We start from the raw sequence: 17371 nt of genomic DNA on the forward strand, positions 1-17371 counted from the left end.
AGCAGTGCGCACGGACGACGCCCGCGGCTGGTTCATCACCCTCGAGGGCGGTGACGGCGCGGGCAAGACCACGCAGGCCGAGCGCCTCGAGCAGTGGCTCGGGGCGCACGGCCGGCGGGTCGTCCGGACCCGGGAGCCCGGTGGCACGGACCTCGGCCAGCGCATCCGCGAGATCGTCCTGCACGACCGCGGCCACGTGACGCCCCGGGCCGAGGCGCTGCTCTACGCCGCCGACCGTGCACACCACGTCGAGACGGTCGTCCGGCCTGCCGTCGCCCGCGGTGACGTCGTGCTGCAGGACCGGTACATCGACTCCTCGGTCGCGTACCAGGGCGTGGCCCGCGGCCTCGGCGCCGAGCAAATCCGGTCGGTGTCGAACTGGGCAGCGGACGGCATGACGCCGGACCTCACGGTGCTGCTCGACCTCGACGTGAGCCTCGGGCGGGCGCGTGTCGCGGCCGCCCGCGGTGACGTGTTCGACCGCCTCGAGTCCGAAGCGGCAACGTTCCACGAGTCCGTCCGGCAGGCCTTCCTCGACATGGCCCGCGCCGAACCGGAGCGGTTCCTCGTCGTCGACGCCTCCGAGTCGGCCGACGTCGTGCAGGAGCGGATCCGTTCGGCCGTGGCACGCCTGGTCGGGGTCGGTTGATGCTGCGGACCGCGACGACGTGCGCGAGCGCCGACGACCGGCCGGTCCCGTCGGTGGCTCCTGGCAGGATCCTCCCGTGAGCGTGTGGGAGGGCCTGACCGGACAGGAAGAGTCCGTGGCTGCGCTGCGGAGTGCCGCCGAGTCGACCGACGGCACGGGTGGCATGACGCATTCGTGGCTCATCACCGGGCCTCCCGGCTCCGGACGCTCGAACGTCGCCGCGGCCTTCGCCGCCGCCCTGGTCGGCAACGGCCCCGACGATGACCACACGCTGCGTCTGATCACCGCCGGCACCCACCCCGACGTCGCCCGGCTCACCACTCAGCGCGTCATCATCACGATCGACGAGATCCGGCAGCTGGTGACCTCGTCACACTTCTCGCCCTCGGTCGGCCGGTACCGCGTGATGATCGTCGAGGACGCCGACCGGATGACGGAGCGGACCTCGAACCTGCTGCTGAAGGCACTCGAGGAACCGCCGGAGCGCACGGTGTGGATCCTCTGCGCTCCGAGCGAGGCCGACCTGCTGCCGACGATCCGCTCGCGGGTGCGCTCGGTCCGCCTGCGTGTCCCGGGCATCGAGTCGGTCGCCGACCTCATCGTGGCCCGGACCGGCGTGGACCGTGTCCTCGCCACCGATGCGGCGCGTCAGGCGCAGAGCCACATCGGCATGGCGCAGCGCCTCGCGACGAGCGAGGACGCCCGTGACCGTCGTCGACGGACCCTGACCACGGTCCTCGCGATCCGCAGCGTCGGCGACGCCGTGAACGCCGCGGCCGCGCTCCTGGCGGTGGCGGACGAGGACGCCAAGGCGATCACGCTCGAGCGTGACGCCGAGGAACGCGACGCCGCACTCCGGTCCCTGGGTGTCCAACCGGGCGGTACCGTCCCGCCTGCGCTCCGGTCCCAGCTCCGGGTGCTCGAAGAGGACCAGAAGCGTCGGGCGACCCGGAGCCTCCGCGACGGCCTGGACCGCATCCTCGTCGACGTCTCCTCGCTGTACCGCGACCTGCTGCTGCTCGGACTCGGCGCCCCCACCGAGCCGGTGAACCTGGCGATCCGTCACGAGCTCGAGCGGGCGTTGCCGTCCGTCCCGCCCGCGGCCGCACTCGAGGTCCTCGACGCGATCGCGACCGCGCGGCAGCGCATCGGTGCGAACGTCGCCGCGCTCCTGGCGCTCGAAGCGCTGCTCGTCACGGTCGCCCGCGCCGTCCGCTGACCGGCTGGCCGGGGCGGCACGGCCTGGCGATCCCGACAGGGTTCTCAGGCCGTCCGCGATGCTCGGCGTGGGAGGATCGGCCCATGACCGACGCTGCACCGGGCCTCCGCGAACGGAAGCGGCGCGCCACCCGCTTGGCGATCCAGCAGGCCGCGCTCCGCATCGCGATCGAGCACGGTCTGTCCGCGGTCACCGTCGACGAGGTCTCCCGCCGGGCGGACGTCTCGCCGCGGACGTTCTTCAACTACTTCCCGAGCAAGGAGCAGGCGATCCTCGGTGACGACCCGACCCTGCCGCAGGGCGAGGACGTCGAGACCTTCGTCGCCGGCGGCCCGACGGGTGAACTGCTCGCGGACCTCGGCACGCTGCTGGTGCACTCGGCGCACGAACTCATCGACGAACGCGGGTTGATCGGGGAGCGACAGCAGGTCCTCCGCGCGAACCCCGAGCTCTTCAGCCAGCGGATGGCGTCGATGAAGGAGTTCCAGGCCGGCATCCAGACGGTCGTCGAGCAGCGGTTGCGGCTCGAGGACGGTCTGCCCGAGACCGGTGACCTGACCGGGGACGGCAGTCCGCGTCGGTCGGACGAGGACGACGCGGTGCGCCGCCGCGCCCGCCTGGCGTCACTCGTCGGCATGGCAGCGCTCCGTCACGCTTGGTGGGAGTGGTCCGAGTCGGACGCGGACGCACACCTCGTCGACGAGCTCGAGCGGTCCTTCGCCGACCTCGGCGCGCTCGTTTCGCGCTCGCTCGTCTGATCCTGTACAGTGATTTCTCGTGCCGCTCCGGATCACCGGGGCGTCCGCCGCCTTAGCTCAGTCGGTAGAGCGATTCACTCGTAATGAATAGGTCGTCGGTTCGATTCCGACAGGCGGCTCCGAGACCCCCTCGTTCCTCCCGGAGCGAGGGGGTTCTGCGTTCCCCGAGCGGCCAGGCAGCGAGCGGCCAGGCAGGCGAGCGGGCGGGCAGGCGAGCGAGGCCAGGCAACCCACCAGCCCCACCAGCCCCACCCGGGAGGCCCGTCACCGGCACTCGTGCACGCGCGCCTCCCAGGGACGCAGCGTTCCGGCGACCGGCGGCTCCCCGAGGTTCCCCAGGACGAACGCCCCCACGAGCCTCCCGACCGACTCCGGTAGCTCCAGGTCCACGTCGGACAGGTTCGCGACGACGACGAGTGGCGGCCCGTCCGCATCCGCCGAGGCCCGCGTGAACGCCCACAGCGTCGGGTGTTCCGCCTCGAGCAGTGTGAACGTCCCCAACCGCACGGTGCGGGAGCGGTGTCGGAGGTCGATGAGTCGACGGTGATGCTCGTACACCGAGCGCTGCCCGGCTGCCCGGTCGCCCGCGACGGTGACGCGCGGCCACCCCTGCCCCATGCCGATCCACGGTTCGGCGGTGGAGAACCCGCCGGCGGGTGCGCTGTCGTCCCACGGGATCGGCGTGCGCGCGTTGTCGCGGCTGCGGAAGGCGAGGGCCTCGAGCGCCTCGGACTCCGGCATGCCGCGGCCGACGGCGCCGCGGAACCAATTGTGCGACTCGATGTCCCGGTACTGGTCGATGCTGGTGAAGGCGGCGTTCACCATGCCGATCTCGTCGCCCTGGTACACGTACGGGGTGCCGCGGTGCAGGTGCAGCACGGTGGCGAGCAGCGTGGCCGACTCGTACCGGAACGCGAAGGGGTCGCCGCCGGAGGCCGCCGCGCCGAACCGCGACACCGGCCGCGGCTGGTCGTGGTTCGACAGGTACAGCGAGTTCCACCCGCGGTCCTCGAGCCCGGTCTGCCACCGGGCCAGTGAGCGCTTCAACTCCGGCAGGTCGGTCTCGTTCCGGGTGAACTTCGACGACGGTGCGTGGTCGAGGCCGACGTGTTCGAACTGGAACACCATGTCGAGCTCGTGGCGTTCCGGGTCGGTGAAGAGCGCCGCGTCCTCCACGGTGACACCGGGCATCTCGCCGACGGTGAGCAGGGCCTCCCGACCGGCGAAGACGCGCTCGTGCATCTCCTGCAGGTGCTCGTGGATGCGCGGCTGCATGACGTACGCGTCGCTGTCACCGGAGAGGGCGTCGTCGTCCTTGGCGATGTGGTTGATGACGTCCATCCGGAAGCCGTCGACCCCGCGGTCCAGCCAGCGGTTCATCATGTCGTAGACCGCGGCGCGGAGGTCGGGGTTCTCCCAGTTCAGGTCCGGCTGCTGCGGCGTGAACATGTGCAGGTAGTACTGACCGGTACCGGGGTCCCACGACCAGGCTGGTCCGCCGAAGGCGGCACGCCACCCGTTCGGCTCGTGGCCGTCGACGGGGTCGCGCCAGATGTACCAGTCGTGCTTCGGGCAGGTGCGGGACTGCAGGGCGGCGCGGAACCAGGGGTGTTGGTCGCTGGAGTGGTTGACGACGAGGTCCATGACGAGCTTCATGCCGCGCCGGTGCACCTCGACCAGCAACGCGTCGAACTCGTCGATGGTGCCGAACAGCGGGTCGATGTCCTCGTAGTCGGCGATGTCGTACCCGTTGTCGGCCTGGGGCGATCGGTAGACCGGCGACAGCCAGACGACGTCCACGCCGAGGTCGGCGATGTGGTCCAGGTGCTGCCGCAGCCCGGCGAGGTCGCCGACGCCGTCGCCGTTGCCGTCCGCGAAGCTCCGCGGGTACACCTGGTAGACGACGGCTCCCGTCCACCATGGTTCCGGTCCGGTCACGGCGCCTCCTCGCGTCGGTGCGCGCCCCTACGCGCATGCCCACCAGTGCGTCGGACCGGAGGCCCGTCCTGCGTTCCGGTGTCGGGCCTCCAGTCGATCGGCTGGTCACCCGCACGGTACTCCGGCGGTCCTGACACCGCTGCACGAGCCCCTGTGGACAGCTGGCCTGTCCGCAGCGGGGCGATCGCGCGACGACCTGCGCGGGAGCGGCTGGTAGACACGACCCATGGCCATCCGATGGGGAGTACTCGGGACCGGCGGCATCGCCCGGTCCTTCGTCCGCGACTGCAGTGCCGCGGGGGTGGTGTTCACCGCGGTCGGCTCACGGACCGACGAGTCCGCGCGGGCCTTCGCGGACGAACACGACATCCCGCACGCGCACGGTGACTACGCCGCACTGGTGGCGGACGACCAGGTCGACGCGGTCTACGTGGCGACGCCGCACTCCCGCCACGCCGAGGACGCCCTGCTCGCGATCGCCGCAGGGAAGCACGTCCTGGTCGAGAAGGCCTTCACGATCACCGCGGAGGAGGCCCGACGGGTCCGCGACGCGGCGCACGACCGCGGTGTGCTCGTGATGGAGGCGATGTGGACCCGCTTCCTGCCGCAGACCGCGATGATGCGGCGGGTCCTCGCCGAGGGCCGCATCGGCACCCCCCGACTGGTGCAGGCGACGCACCACCAGGCGCTGCCGACCGATCCGCGCCACCGGCTCAACGACCCCGCTCTCGGCGGTGGCGCGCTGCTCGACCTCGGCGTCTACCCCGTGTCGTTCGCGGTCGACGTGCTCGGCGTCCCGACCGCGGTCACAGCGTCCGGCACCCTCAGCGACCAGGGCGTCGACACGCAGATGGGCATCGTGATGACCCATCCGGGTGGGGCGCAGTCGACGGTGCACTTCGCCCTGGACCTGCGCAGCCCGAACAGTGCGTCGATCATCGGCACCGAGGGGCGTATCGACCTCGACCCGACGTGGTGCACGCCGACCACCTGGCGCATCCGGGACGCCGACGGTGCGGTCGTGGAGGAGTTCGACGGGCGCGAGGAGCTCGCCGGCTACAACCACGAGGCCCGTGGCTTCGAGGCCGCGATCACGGCCGGGGTGCCGGCCGACAGCACCACGCACATCGACCACACGGTCGCGATCATGGCCGTGATGGACGAGGCCCGCCGGCAGGTCGGCGTCCGGTACCCGGCCGATCCCGGGCACTGAACACCTCGCAGCCCGGCGGCTGACGACGGTGGGCCTGGAGGCACGGACCCGCGTCTCGTAGGATCGCCTGGATGTCCGAGCAGTCACCCCAGCCGCCCACCGGCGGCCCCGTCCACCGTTCCGTCGCAGCCCTGCGCGCCTCCGTCCGCCGGAAGCCGGTGCCGTGGGGAGTCGGTGGGCTCGTCGTCGTCCTCGCGGTCGCCTCCGGCGGTGTGGTCGCGGTGAACGCGGCGACCGCGGACCAGCCCAGCGCGATCGGGTCGGCCAGCGCCTCCCGGACGCCGCTCGGCACCCGGACACCGGCGTCGTCCCCGACCCCGTCGGCAGCCCGGACGGCCACGCCGACCGCGAGACCGACTGCGACCCCGACACCGACCCCGTCGGCGAAGGCTGCCGCCCGCACCTGCTCGGTCGCTGGCGCAGCCTCCGCGAGTGGGCTCGGTCGCTTCGAGGGCTACGTCTTGAACGCGGCCACCGGGGAAGAGCTGTTCTCGCGCGACGGTGGGACGCCGGCGCAGACCGGCAGCGTGATGAAGACCCTGACGAGCGCGACCGCGCTGGCGGTCCTCGGTGCCGGGCACACCATCCCGACGACCGTCACCGACGAGGGTGGTGGCACGATCGCCCTCGTCGGACACGGCGACGCGACCCTGACGGCCGGCAACGGCACGGTCTACCCGGGGGCGCCGAGCCTCGCGCAACTCGCCCAGCAGGTGAAGGGGCGGCTCGGCGGCACGCCGGTGACGACGATCGTCGCCGACGGCACCTGGTGGAGCGCATCCGACGCCTGGGACCCGACCTGGCCCGTCAGCGAGCGGACCATCGGGTACCAGCCGAACGTCACCGCGCTGATGGTCGACGGCGACCGCGCGAACCCGGCGGCCGCGACCTCGCCGCGCTCCGAGGACCCGATCGGCCGGGCCGGTGTGGCCTTCCGGACGGCCCTCGCGAACGCCGGAGTCGTCGGAGCGTCGACCGCTCAGGTGACGCAGCGGGCGACGACCTCGCAGAACACGATCGCGCAGGTGCAGTCCCAGCCGGTGTCGACGCTGATCGGGCAATTGATCCCGAACTCGGACAACACCCTCGCCGAGATGCTCGCGCGCGTGTCCTCGAAGCAGGCCGGCGCCGGTGGCACCGCAGCGTCGCTGACCGGTGTCTACAGCAGTGCTCTCCGCGGGTACGGCGTGGACCCGTCCGGCATCCGCATCGTCGACGGCTCCGGCGAGAGCGCGTCGAACGCCGTCTCGCCCTCGTTCGTCGCGCACCTCATGGTCCCGGTGACCCGGGGTGACAAGGGGCTCGGGACACTCGCGCAGGTCCTGCCGGTGGCCGGCGTGTCCGGTACGCTCTCGAGTCGGTTCACCGGCGCGAACGCCGTGGCGCGTGGCAAGGTGCACGCGAAGACCGGGTGGATCGACAGTGCGAACACCCTCGGCGGCTACATCGACGCTGCCGACGGCACGAAGTTGACGTTCGCGTTCTACGCCATCGGGTCGCCTCGGGCCGCCGCGCTCCCGGCACTCGACGCGGTCACGGCCGCGGTCTACCGATGCGGAGGCTCGCTCACCGGGTCCTGACCCGACGGGTGTTGGATGGGGGCATGGCAAGGGCACTGCTCATCACCGACGTCCAGAACGACTTCACCGAAGGCGGTGCGCTCGCGGTCGACGGGGGAGCGGCACTCGCCGAGCGGATCACCGCGTTCCTCCGTCGGCATGCGGACGAGTACGACCTCGTCGTGGCCTCCCGGGACTGGCACGACGCCACCGGGGACAACGGCGGACACTTCGCGGGTCCGGAGGGTCCGGACTTCCGGACGACGTGGCCGCCGCACTGCGTCGCCGACACGCCGGGCGCCGAGTACCACCCGGCCCTCGACCTGTCCTTCGTCGACGTCCACGTCCGCAAGGGGCAGGGTGAGCCGGCGTACTCGGCATTCGAGGGCACGACCGAAGCCGGAGCCGACCTCGTCGACGTCTTCTTCGACCGCGAGGTCCACGCCGTCGACATCGTCGGCATCGCGACCGACCACTGCGTCCGGGCGTCCGCGCTCGACGGGGTGCACGCGGGCCTCGACGTCTTCGTCTACGAGGACCTCGTCGTGGGCATCGACCCGGCCAGCAGCGACGCCGCGCTCGAGGAGGTCCGCGACGAGGGCGGGCACACCGGGCACAGCGACATGGACGAGGGGCGTCAGCGCCCGGGAGGAGCAGTCCTGTGACCGACGAGCAGACGACCAGCACCACGACCGCCACCAGGACCACGGTCGGTGACGAGCACGTCAGCGTCCCCGACGTGCCCACCGGCCTCTTCATCGGCGGCTCCTGGCGTCCCGCGAGCGGCGGTGCGACCTTCGACGTCCGCGGCCCCTCCACCGGCGCGGTCCTCGCGAGCGTCGCGGACGCCACCCCGGAGGACGGCATCGCCGCACTCGACTCCGCCGTCGCCGCACAGGCCGAGTGGGCGGCGACCGCACCCCGGCACCGCTCCGACCTGCTCCGGCGCACGTTCGACCTCGTGCACGAGCACGCCGACGACATCGCCGCGATCATGACGCTCGAGATGGGCAAGCCGCTCGCAGAGTCCCGCGGCGAGGTCGTCTACGGTGCCGAGTTCCTCCGCTGGTTCTCGGAGGAAGCCGTGCGCATCGGCGGCGACTACCGCACGAACCCGGAGGGCACCGGTCGCGGCATCGTCCTCAAGCGTCCGGTCGGCCCCGTCTACGCGATCACGCCGTGGAACTTCCCACTGGCGATGGCCACCCGGAAGCTCGCACCGGCGCTGGCCGCCGGGTGCACGGTCGTGCTGAAGCCCGCCGACCTCACCCCGCTGACCACGCTGTACCTGGTCGAGCTGTTCCGTCGCGCCGGGCTGCCGGACGGTGTCCTCAACGTGGTGCCGGCCTCGGACGCGAAGGCCCTGTCCGCGCCGGTCATCGCCGACCGCCGGCTGCGGAAGCTCACCTTCACCGGCTCGACCCCGGTCGGTTCGGCGCTGCTCAAGCAGGCGGCCGACAACGTCCTGAAGACGAGCATGGAGCTCGGGGGCAACGCCCCGCTCCTGGTGTTCGACGACGCCGACCTCGACCGCGCGGTGGACGCCGCGATGCAGGCGAAGTTCCGCAACGTCGGCGAAGCCTGCACCGCGGCCAACCGCTTCTTCGTGCAGGAGGGCATCGCCGACGCGTTCACCGCGGCACTCACCGAGCGGATCGACGCGCTGCGCATCGGTCGGGGCACCGAGGACGGTACGGACATCGGCCCGCTCATCGACTCTCGCGCGGTCGACAAGGCCGCGGGGCTCGTGGACGACGCCGTCGAGCGCGGCGCACGACTCGTCACCGGTGGGGTGAGGGTCGAGCGCGAGGGCACCTTCTACGCACCGACGCTCCTGGACGACGTCCAGCCCGGCTCGGACATCCTGACCACCGAGATCTTCGGACCGGTCGTGTCGATCACGCGCTTCGCGACGGAGGAGGAGGGCATCCGCCTCGCCAACGACACGGAGTACGGCCTCGTCGCATACGCGTTCACTGAGGACATGCGCCGTGGGCAGCGGCTGGCCGAACGGCTCGAGACGGGGATGCTCGGATGGAACACGGGGGTCGTGTCCAACGCGGCGTTCCCGTTCGGCGGCGTGAAGGCCTCCGGTCTCGGCCGCGAGGGCTCGCACGAGGGCCTCGAGGAGTACCTGGAGACGGTCTACGTCCTGACGCCGGACCCCTTCGCCGCCTGAGCCCCTCGCAGAGGTGGCCTCAGACGAGGAGCTGGTGCTTCGCCAGGTCGCGGTAGAGCGGGGTGCTCTGCACGAGTTCGGAGTGGGTGCCGACACCGACGACGCGGCCGTGCTCGAGCACGACGATGACGTCGGAGTCCACCACGGTGGACAGTCGGTGGGCGATGACGAGCAGGGTGCGGTCCTCGGCGACGGCGTCGATCGCCAGGCGCATCTTCTGCTCGTTCACACCGTCGAGCGAGGACGTCGACTCGTCGAGCAGGAGGATCGGGGGAGCGGCGAGCAGGGCCCGCGCGATGGCGAGGCGCTGCCGTTCCCCGCCGGAGAGCATCACGCCGTCCTCACCGACCTGCGCGTCGAGGCCGCGGGGGTCGCGGTGCAGCACGTCGCCGAGGTTCACGGCCTCGAGCACCCGGACGCACTCGGACTCGGACGCGTCCGGCGACCCGAGCAGCAGGTTCGCTCGGATCGTGCCGGCCAGCACGGGGGCATCCTGTTCGACGTACCCGATCTGCGCTCGGAGTTCGGCGCGGTCGAGGCCGCGGACGTCCAGACCACCGAGTCGGATGACGCCGTCGGTCGGGTCGTAGAAGCGCTCGATGAGCGCGAGCGTCGTCGACTTGCCCGCACCGGACGGACCGACCAGCGCGACACGGGAGCCGCGCGGGACGCTGAACGACACGTCGCGCAGCACGACCTGGTCGTCCTCGGCGCTCGGTGCCACCGCACTGACGTCGCCCGCCCCTTCGGCCCCGTCCGTGCCGACCGCGTCCGGGGACACCGCGTACCGGAAGGTGACGTGTTCGAACGTGATCGCGTCGTCCGTGGCGATCGCGGCGGCCGGCCGGACCGCGGCGTCGTCCTGGTCCTCGGTCGGCAGGTGCAGGACCTCCTCGATGCGGCCGAGGGCACCGAGGGCCTGCGCCACGGCGACGACCGCGCCGAGGGCCTGACCGAGCGGCATGATCATCATGAAGAGCAGCAGGATGAACGTGATGAGGGTCGCGATCGTGATCGTCCCCGCCGCGACCTGCGCGCCGCCGATGCCGAGCACGGCGATGAACGCGACCTGCATGACGATGCTCGCGACCGGCACCACGAACGCTGACATCCGGGCGATGACGAGCCCGCGCTGGTAGGCCTCCGTCGCGTGCTGGTCGACCTCACTGACCTCGCGCGCCGTGGCACCCGCGGCACGGATGGTGCGGACGGCGCCGATGCCGCGCTCGACCGCGGCGGTGAGGTCGCCGACCTTCTCCTGCGCGGCCTTCGAGGCGACCCGGATGCGCCGGCTGAGGCCGCCGACGACGACCACCGCGACGATGACGATGACGATCACCACGACGAGGAGCAGCGGGTCGATGATCGCCATCGCGATGACCGCGCCGGCGAAGGTGAGCGCGCCGCCGATGGACTCGATCAGCCCCTGCGTCAGGACGGCCCGGAGGAGCGTGGTGTCGCTGCCGACGCGGGACACCAGGTCACCGGTGCGTCGGACGTCGAACTCCGAGATCGGCAGGTTGAGGATCCGTGCGATGAGCTTGCGCCGGGTGGAGAGCACGACGCCTTCGCCGGCACGCTGCAGCAGGAAGTGCTGGACACCGTTCAGGACGCCGGCGACGAGCACCAGGACCACGAGCGCCCACACCAGCGCCGACATGCCGGTGCCCTGTTGGACGGCGGTCACGACCTGGTTCACGAGCAGCGGCTGCGCCAGGGACGCTCCTGCCCCGAGGATGCTCAGCACGATGATGACGACCATCGCCGGCTTGTTCTCGAACAGGTAGGACAGCAGGCGACCGAAGGTGGCGCGGGGCCCGTCGGTCTTCTTCGGGCGTGCGAACGGGTTGCTCATCGTGGGTCGATTCTCTCACCGCGGGACCGACAGACGGACGGGAGGCTCCCCACCGGTGTGGTGGGGAGCCTCCCGTCCGTCAGATGCTCGCGGAGGAGCGCTCGCGCTACGGGGCGACGCGCTCCACGGCCGGCTGGTCGTCGACCGTGTCCGCGAGGTCGCTCCCGCGGGTCTCGCGGACGAGGAACAGCGCGACCAGCGTCACGACCGCCGCGATGGTCAGGTAGAGGCCGACGAGGAAGATGTTCCCGTCCGGCTGCCACAGCTTGAGGGCGATGGTCGGCGCGAGCGAGGCACCGAGGATCGACGCGACGTTGTACGCCAGCGCGGAGCCGGTGTACCGGACGTTGGTCGGGAACAGCTCCGGCAGCAGCGCGCCCATCGGACCGAATGTGAGCCCCATCAGTGACAGTCCGACGATCAGGAACGTGACCACGGTGATCGGTCCGTGAGCCGCCGCGAACCAGAACTGGAACGTCAGGCCGAAGAGCGCGATGCCGATGGTGGTCGGGATGAGCGTGCGGCGGCGTCCGAACCGGTCGGCGAGCAGGCCCGCGATCGGCGTGCAGATGCCGAAGAAGACGACACCGATCATGAGCAGTGACAGGAACTCGCCGCGCGAGTACCCGAGCCCGATCTTCGGGACGAGCTTCGACGCGGTGTCGCCCGCCGTGCCGTAGTTCAGCGTGAAGGTCGTCATGAAGTAGAAGAGCACGTAGGTCGCGACCATGCCGAAGGTGCCGACGACGACCGCGCGCCAGGAGGTGCGGAACACCCGGCCGAGCGGGACCTTCGCGACCGAGCCGGACTCCTGGACGCCACGGAACACGGTGGACTCGACCAGACGGAAGCGCACGTAGAGCCCGATGAGGACGAGCACGGAGGACACCAGGAACGGGATGCGCCATCCCCACGCCTGGAAGTCGGCGTTCGGGGTGCCGTCGGCACCGGCGGGCAGCGCCGCGTTGATGATGATGAACAGGCCGTTGGCGAGCAGGAAGCCGATCGGGGCGCCGAGCTGCGGCATCGAACCGAACACGCCGCGCTTGCCCTCGGGGGCGTTCTCCGTCGCGAGCAGTGCCGCGCCGGACCACTCGCCGCCGAGTCCGACGCCCTGGGCGAAGCGGAGGACGGCGAGGAGCACGGGCGCCAGGACCCCGACCGAGCCGAAGGTCGGCAGGCAGCCGATGAGGAACGTCGCGGTGCCCATCACGAGCAGGGAGGCGACGAGGGTGGTCTTCCGTCCGACGCGGTCACCGAAGTGACCGAACAGGATCGATCCGACCGGACGGGCGAAGAACGCCAGCGCGAACGTCACGAACGAGGACAGCTGCGACGCCGTCGGGTCCTCGTTCGGGAAGAACAGGGTGGGGAAGACGAGGACGGCGGCGGTCGCGTAGACGTAGAAGTCGTAGAACTCGATGGAGGTGCCGACGAGGCTCGCGATGACGACGCGCGAGCGCGGGTTCGTCTTCGTGGCAGACGTCGGGGTGGCCGGGGCGGCGGACATGCGTGTGAGGACCTTCGAGGTGCGCGCGTTCGAGGAGCGCTGCGGTGACCGGACGGCGGACTGGCGACACGGTTCGCGCGGGGTGGCGCGGACACCGGGTCGGGTGCGTTCGGAGGTGGTGGTCCCGCTCGTGACGGGGTCCTCAGTGTACGACGGATGTCGGGCAGCTGCGAATCGACCCTGAGCTGGCCGTCAGTTCGCCGGTCGGACGGTTGCCGGTCGGTCAGTTGCTCGCGCCGGTGCCGAGGTGCGACGGCAGCGTGTGGCCCATGCGGTCGCGCTTTGTGTCCAGGTACCCGGCGTTCTGCGCGGAGATCCCGACGACCAGCGGCACGAGGGAGTCCACCGTGATGCCGTGCTCCACCAACTGTCGGCGCTTCTCGGGGTTGTTCGAGAGCAGCCGCACACGGGTGATGCCGAGGTCGGCGAGGATCCCGGCGGCGCCGCCGTACTCGCGGGAGTCGGCCGGGAGGCCGAGCGCGAGGTTCGCGTCGAGCGTGTCGAGCCCGTCCTCCTGCAGGCGGTAGGCCTTGAGCTTGTTGATGAGGCCGATGCCGCGACCTTCGTGGCCCCGCAGGTAGACGACGACCCCGCCCTCGGCGGCGATGGTGTCGAGGGCGGCGTCGAGCTGCGGGCCGCACTCGCACTTCAGCGACCCGAAGGCCTCACCGGTCAGGCACTCGGAGTGCACCCGCACGAGTGCGCCGTCCGAGGGTGCCTGGCCGTCGGGGGTCTTCGCGATCACGGCGACGTGTTCCGCGCTCGTCACGAGGTCGCGGTAGGCGCGCATCTCGAAGAGGCCGTGCGTGGTGGGGACGTTCGTGGACACCTCGAACGACACCGGGCTCCCGGGGGTGGCGGAGGTCAGTGCGTCGGTCATGTGGTGCTCCGGTCGGTGGGGGCCCCGTCGACCGCGCCGTCAGGCCGCTGCGGGACCGTGCGGGCGCGGACCAGCAGATCGGGGCCGAGGCTGGACGTCGACAGTACACGCAACGTCCGCGCCTCTTGGATACTTCCCACCCCGATGTCGCCGAGTGCGACGCGGGGTCCGCCGAGCAGTACCGGGGCCAGGTAGACGAGCAGTTCGTCGGCCAGTCCGGCGGCGATGAACGCCGAGGCGACGGTCGGGCCGCCCTCGACGAGGACGCTGTGCACCCCGCGTGCTCGGAGCGAGCGGAGCGCGGCGTCGAGGTCGTGTCCGGAGATCGTGACGACCCCGCGGGGATGCCGGTGCAGGGCGGCGTCCGCCGGCAGGGCTCGGTCGCCGAGGACGACGGGCAACGGCTGGTCGGCGAGGAACTCCCCGGCGTCGCCGCGTGCGGTCAGGCTGGGGTCGTCGGCCAGGGCGGTACCGGTACCGACCAGGACGGCGTCGTGCGCGGCCCGTTGTTCGTGCACGTGCTGGCGGGCGGCGGCGCCGGTGATCCACTGACTCGACCCGTCGGCCGCGGCGGCACGACCGTCCAGGCTGGCGGCCCACTTCACGGTCACCCAGGGACGCCCGAGACGGACGGAGAGCAGCCAGCGCTCGAGGAACGCCTCGGCCTGGTCGGCGAGGACGTCCGGCACCACGTCGACGCCGGCGGCTCGCAGTCGGTCCGCGCCACCGTGGGCGGCGGGACCGGGGTCGTCGACGGCGTACACGACCCGCGCGACGCCGGCCTCGATGAGGGCGACGGAGCACGGCCCGGTCCGGCCGACGTGGTCGCACGGTTCGAGGGTCACCACCGCGGTCGCGCCACGGAGCCGCGCCGGGTCGACCTTCCGCATCGCGTCGACCTCGGCGTGCGGGGTGCCCGCACCGCGGTGCCAACCCTCGCCGAGGACGTCGCCGTCGGGGGAGAGCACGACGGCGCCGACCCGGGCGTGGTCGCCGACGGCCGGGCCCCGGGCCGCGAGTTCGAGTGCGCGGCGCATCGCGCGGACCTCGGCGTCGCTGGCGGGCAGGCCGTGCGGCCCCGGGGCCGTGTCGGGTGCGGTGTGGCTCACGGAGCGAGACTACCGGCGGTCTGCGACGTCGATCCGGGAGGCCAGGGCAGGTCGGACGCGGGCGTCCCGTCCGCGCGCCGCAGGCCCTTCCACGCCGGGGCCGGCGAGCCGTCACGGTTCGGCACGAGGGCGTCACCGCTTCCGGTGTACGCGAAGCCGGCACGACGGGCGACCGCGGCCGACGCGGTGTTGCCGACGTAGCACTCCCAGTACACGTCCGGGGCGCCCTGCGCGAACGCCCACGCCACGACGAGTTCGACGGCGTCGTGCACGAGTCCGGTACCGCGGGCCGTGGGCGCCAGCCAGAACCCGAGGTCCCGGCGGGCCGTCCGGTAGCTGATGACACCGTCGAGCCAGGTCGACCCCTGCCGTCGGATCGCCCAGGTGTACTCGCGGTCCGACGCCCATCCGGGTCCGACGAGCGCGTCGACGAAGGACTGCGCGTCCTGCGCCCGGTACGGCTGCGGGATCGTCGTCCAGCGGACGATCTCCGGGTCCTGACAGGCCTCGGTGATGGCGGCCGTGTCGGCACGGGTCGGCATGTCGAGCCGGACCCGTGCCGACTCGAGGGTGACGGGGAGCACGGCCGGTCAGCGGGCGCGGGGCACGAAGCCGATCGCGTCGTACACGCGGGCGAGCGTGGCCTCGGCGATCGACTCGGCCCGCTCGGCGCCGACCTCGAGCAGGCGGTCCAGCTCGGCGGGGTCGTCGAGGAGTTCGAGCGTCCGGGTGCGGACCGGCTCGAGCTCGGCGACGACCGCGTCGGCCACCTCGCCCTTCAGGTCGCCGTAGCCCTTGCCGACGAACGAGGCCTCGAGCTCGGCGACCGGGGTGTGGGTGAACGCGGAGAGGATCGCCAGCAGGTTCGTGACACCGGGCTTCCCGGCCCGGTCGGCGCGGATCTCCCGCTCGGTGTCGGTGACCGCCGATCGGATCTTCTTCGCGGTGCGCTTCGGCTCGTCGAGCAGCAGCACCAGGCCGCTGTCCGACGCCGCCGACTTGCTCATCTTGCTCGTGGGCTCCTGCAGGTCGTAGATCCGGGCGGTGTCGCCGAGGATCCGCGCTTCCGGCACGACGAACGTGTCACCGAAGCGGGAGTTGAAGCGGCCGGCGAGGTCTCGGGTCAGCTCGACGTGCTGGCGCTGGTCGTCGCCGACCGGCACCACCTGGGCGTCGTAGAGCAGGATGTCGGCGGCCATCAACATCGGGTAGGTGAACAGCCCGACCGAGGCGGCCTCGGCACCCTGTCGCGCCGACTTGTCCTTGAACTGGGTCATCCGGCTCGCCTCGCCGAAGCCCGTGATGGTGTTGAGCACCCAGGCGAGCTGGGCGTGTGCGGGCACGTGCGACTGGATGAACAGCGTCGACTTCGTCGGGTCGATGCCCGCGGCGATGTACTGCGCCGCGGTCCGTCGGGTGTTCTCGCGGAGCGCCGCCGGGTCCTGCGGGGACGTGATGGCGTGCATGTCGACCACGCAGTACACGGCGTCGTGGTCGTCCTGCAGGTCGCGCCACTGCATGAGGGCGCCGATGTAGTTGCCGAGGTGGAGGGACCCGGCCGAGGGCTGGATGCCGGAGAAGATGCGGGTGCTGGTCATGCGGGAGTCCTGGTGCTCGGGAGCGAGTGGGGGATCAGAGTTCGTAGTCGACGACCACGGGGGCGTGGTCGGACCATCGCTGGTCGTACGCAGCGGCCCGGTCGACGGTGTACGAGGTCACCGTCGCGGCGAGTTCGGGCGTCGCGACCTGGTAGTCGATGCGCCAGCCGGAGTCGTTGTCGAAGGCCTGCCCGCGCCAGGACCACCACGTGTACGGCCCGTCGACGTCACCGGCCTGAGCACGGCCGACGTCGACCCAACCGAGGCCGGGTGCGGTGCTGCCGTCGGCACCCTCGACCGGTTCGCCGTCGGCGCCGAAGAACCGGCTGAAGTAGGCGCGCTCGCGCGGCAGGAAGCCGGCGCGCTTGACGTTGCCCTTCCAGTTCTTGATGTCCCGCTGGTCGTGGCCGACGTTGAGGTCACCGACGACGACGGCGAGCGGGTTGTGCTCGCGGAGCGCGGGCAGCCGCGCGGTCATGGCGTCGAGGAACTTCCACTTCTCGTCCTGCTTCGGGGTGTCGACCTCGCCCGAGTGCACGTAGGTGGAGACGACCGTGACCGTCCGTCCGCCGATCTCGTAGTCGGCCTCGAGCCAGCGGCCGGCGGAGTCGAAGTCCTCGGCCCCGAGCTCGACCCGGTGCAGGTGCGCCCGGTGCCGCGAGGCGATGGCGACACCGGCGCGGCCCTTCGCCGACGCGGGGTCGTGCACGACGTCCCACTCGTCGCCGAGGAGGCCGGTCAGGTCCTCGGTCGAGGCGCGGACCTCCTGCAGGGCGAGCACGTCGACGTCGCGCTCGGCGAGCCAGTCGCCCATCCCCTTCCGGAACGCGGCACGGATGCCGTTGACGTTGACGGTCGCGAGGCGCAGGCGTGTCATGCCGACCAGCCTATCGGCGGCGTCCGA

At 71.8% G+C, this 17371-nt stretch carries 14 protein-coding genes, 1 tRNA gene and 1 pseudogene; 8 read left to right on the plus strand and 8 right to left on the minus strand.

From position 1 onward, the window contains the following. Positions 1 to 4: 4 nt before the first annotated feature. The 4 genes from tmk (at position 5) to DEJ31_RS10295 (ending at position 2745) form a co-directional block, all read left to right on the plus strand. The gene (gene tmk, locus DEJ31_RS10280; RefSeq protein WP_111121795.1) at positions 5 to 649 is read left to right on the plus strand and encodes a dTMP kinase; all 645 of its coding nucleotides are present in this window, start codon (positions 5 to 7) and stop codon (positions 647 to 649) included. A 76-nt stretch (positions 650 to 725) separates the two neighbouring features. Next, entirely contained in the window at positions 726 to 1868 is a 1143-nt protein-coding gene (locus DEJ31_RS10285; protein ID WP_111078252.1) for a DNA polymerase III subunit delta', read from the plus strand. Between the two features lie 83 nt (positions 1869 to 1951). Beyond that, positions 1952 to 2626, plus strand: a complete 675-nt coding sequence (locus DEJ31_RS10290; RefSeq protein ID WP_111044354.1) for a TetR/AcrR family transcriptional regulator — start codon at positions 1952 to 1954, stop codon at positions 2624 to 2626. Positions 2627 to 2672: 46 nt separating this feature from the next. Next, positions 2673 to 2745, plus strand: a tRNA-Thr gene (locus DEJ31_RS10295). A 145-nt stretch (positions 2746 to 2890) separates the two neighbouring features. On the opposite strand, the gene DEJ31_RS10300 is transcribed toward DEJ31_RS10295, so the two are convergent. Further along, on the minus strand, positions 2891 to 4564 hold the full coding sequence (locus tag DEJ31_RS10300; RefSeq protein ID WP_111044353.1) for an alpha-glucosidase: 1674 nt from the start codon (positions 4562 to 4564) through the stop codon (positions 2891 to 2893). A gap of 226 nt (positions 4565 to 4790) precedes the next feature. Here DEJ31_RS10300 and DEJ31_RS10305 point away from each other — a divergent pair, with 226 nt between their 5' ends. The 4 genes from DEJ31_RS10305 (at position 4791) to DEJ31_RS10320 (ending at position 9515) form a co-directional block, all read left to right on the plus strand. Then, on the plus strand, positions 4791 to 5777 hold the full coding sequence (locus DEJ31_RS10305; RefSeq protein WP_111121796.1) for a Gfo/Idh/MocA family protein: 987 nt from the start codon (positions 4791 to 4793) through the stop codon (positions 5775 to 5777). 71 nt (positions 5778 to 5848) lie between these two features. Further along, positions 5849 to 7357 carry a D-alanyl-D-alanine carboxypeptidase/D-alanyl-D-alanine-endopeptidase gene (gene dacB / locus DEJ31_RS10310; RefSeq protein WP_111121797.1) on the plus strand — a complete coding sequence of 503 codons (1509 nt, stop codon included), beginning with the start codon at positions 5849 to 5851 and terminating at the stop codon, positions 7355 to 7357. Positions 7358 to 7380: 23 nt separating this feature from the next. After that, a complete protein-coding gene (locus tag DEJ31_RS10315) occupies positions 7381 to 8001 on the plus strand; it encodes an isochorismatase family protein (RefSeq protein WP_111121798.1) in 621 nt (206 codons plus the stop codon). Between the two features lie 74 nt (positions 8002 to 8075). After that, positions 8076 to 9515 carry an NAD-dependent succinate-semialdehyde dehydrogenase gene (locus DEJ31_RS10320; protein ID WP_111121836.1) on the plus strand — a complete coding sequence of 480 codons (1440 nt, stop codon included), beginning with the start codon at positions 8076 to 8078 and terminating at the stop codon, positions 9513 to 9515. Positions 9516 to 9534: 19 nt separating this feature from the next. Here the strand turns inward: DEJ31_RS10320 and DEJ31_RS10325 are convergent, their stop codons facing one another. The 7 genes and pseudogenes from DEJ31_RS10325 to DEJ31_RS10355 all read right to left on the minus strand — a co-directional run bounded on the left by DEJ31_RS10325 (position 9535) and on the right by DEJ31_RS10355 (position 17344). Further along, entirely contained in the window at positions 9535 to 11370 is a 1836-nt protein-coding gene (locus DEJ31_RS10325; RefSeq protein WP_111044350.1) for an ABC transporter ATP-binding protein, read from the minus strand. Between the two features lie 106 nt (positions 11371 to 11476). Then, positions 11477 to 12880 (minus strand): MFS transporter, encoded by a 1404-nt coding sequence (locus tag DEJ31_RS10330; RefSeq protein WP_111044349.1) that lies wholly within the window; start codon positions 12878 to 12880, stop codon positions 11477 to 11479. 223 nt (positions 12881 to 13103) lie between these two features. Continuing rightward, a pseudogene (ribA, locus tag DEJ31_RS10335) lies at positions 13104 to 13769 on the minus strand (GTP cyclohydrolase II); the annotation flags it as partial. Beyond that, positions 13757 to 14797 (minus strand): bifunctional diaminohydroxyphosphoribosylaminopyrimidine deaminase/5-amino-6-(5-phosphoribosylamino)uracil reductase RibD, encoded by a 1041-nt coding sequence (gene ribD, locus DEJ31_RS10340; protein ID WP_110902768.1) that lies wholly within the window; start codon positions 14795 to 14797, stop codon positions 13757 to 13759. The pseudogene ribA and the gene ribD, both read right to left, overlap by 13 nt. A gap of 68 nt (positions 14798 to 14865) precedes the next feature. Continuing rightward, on the minus strand, positions 14866 to 15453 hold the full coding sequence (locus DEJ31_RS10345; protein ID WP_111121799.1) for a GNAT family N-acetyltransferase: 588 nt from the start codon (positions 15451 to 15453) through the stop codon (positions 14866 to 14868). A gap of 6 nt (positions 15454 to 15459) precedes the next feature. After that, complete coding sequence (gene trpS, locus DEJ31_RS10350) at positions 15460 to 16467, minus strand: tryptophan--tRNA ligase (RefSeq protein WP_111044348.1); 1008 nt, start codon at positions 16465 to 16467, stop codon at positions 15460 to 15462. Positions 16468 to 16501: 34 nt separating this feature from the next. After that, a complete protein-coding gene (locus DEJ31_RS10355) occupies positions 16502 to 17344 on the minus strand; it encodes an exodeoxyribonuclease III (RefSeq protein WP_110902693.1) in 843 nt (280 codons plus the stop codon). Positions 17345 to 17371 lie beyond the last annotated feature (27 nt).

It is taken from the genome of Curtobacterium sp. MCPF17_031, from assembly GCF_003234035.1.
Lineage (GTDB): Bacteria > Actinomycetota > Actinomycetes > Actinomycetales > Microbacteriaceae > Curtobacterium.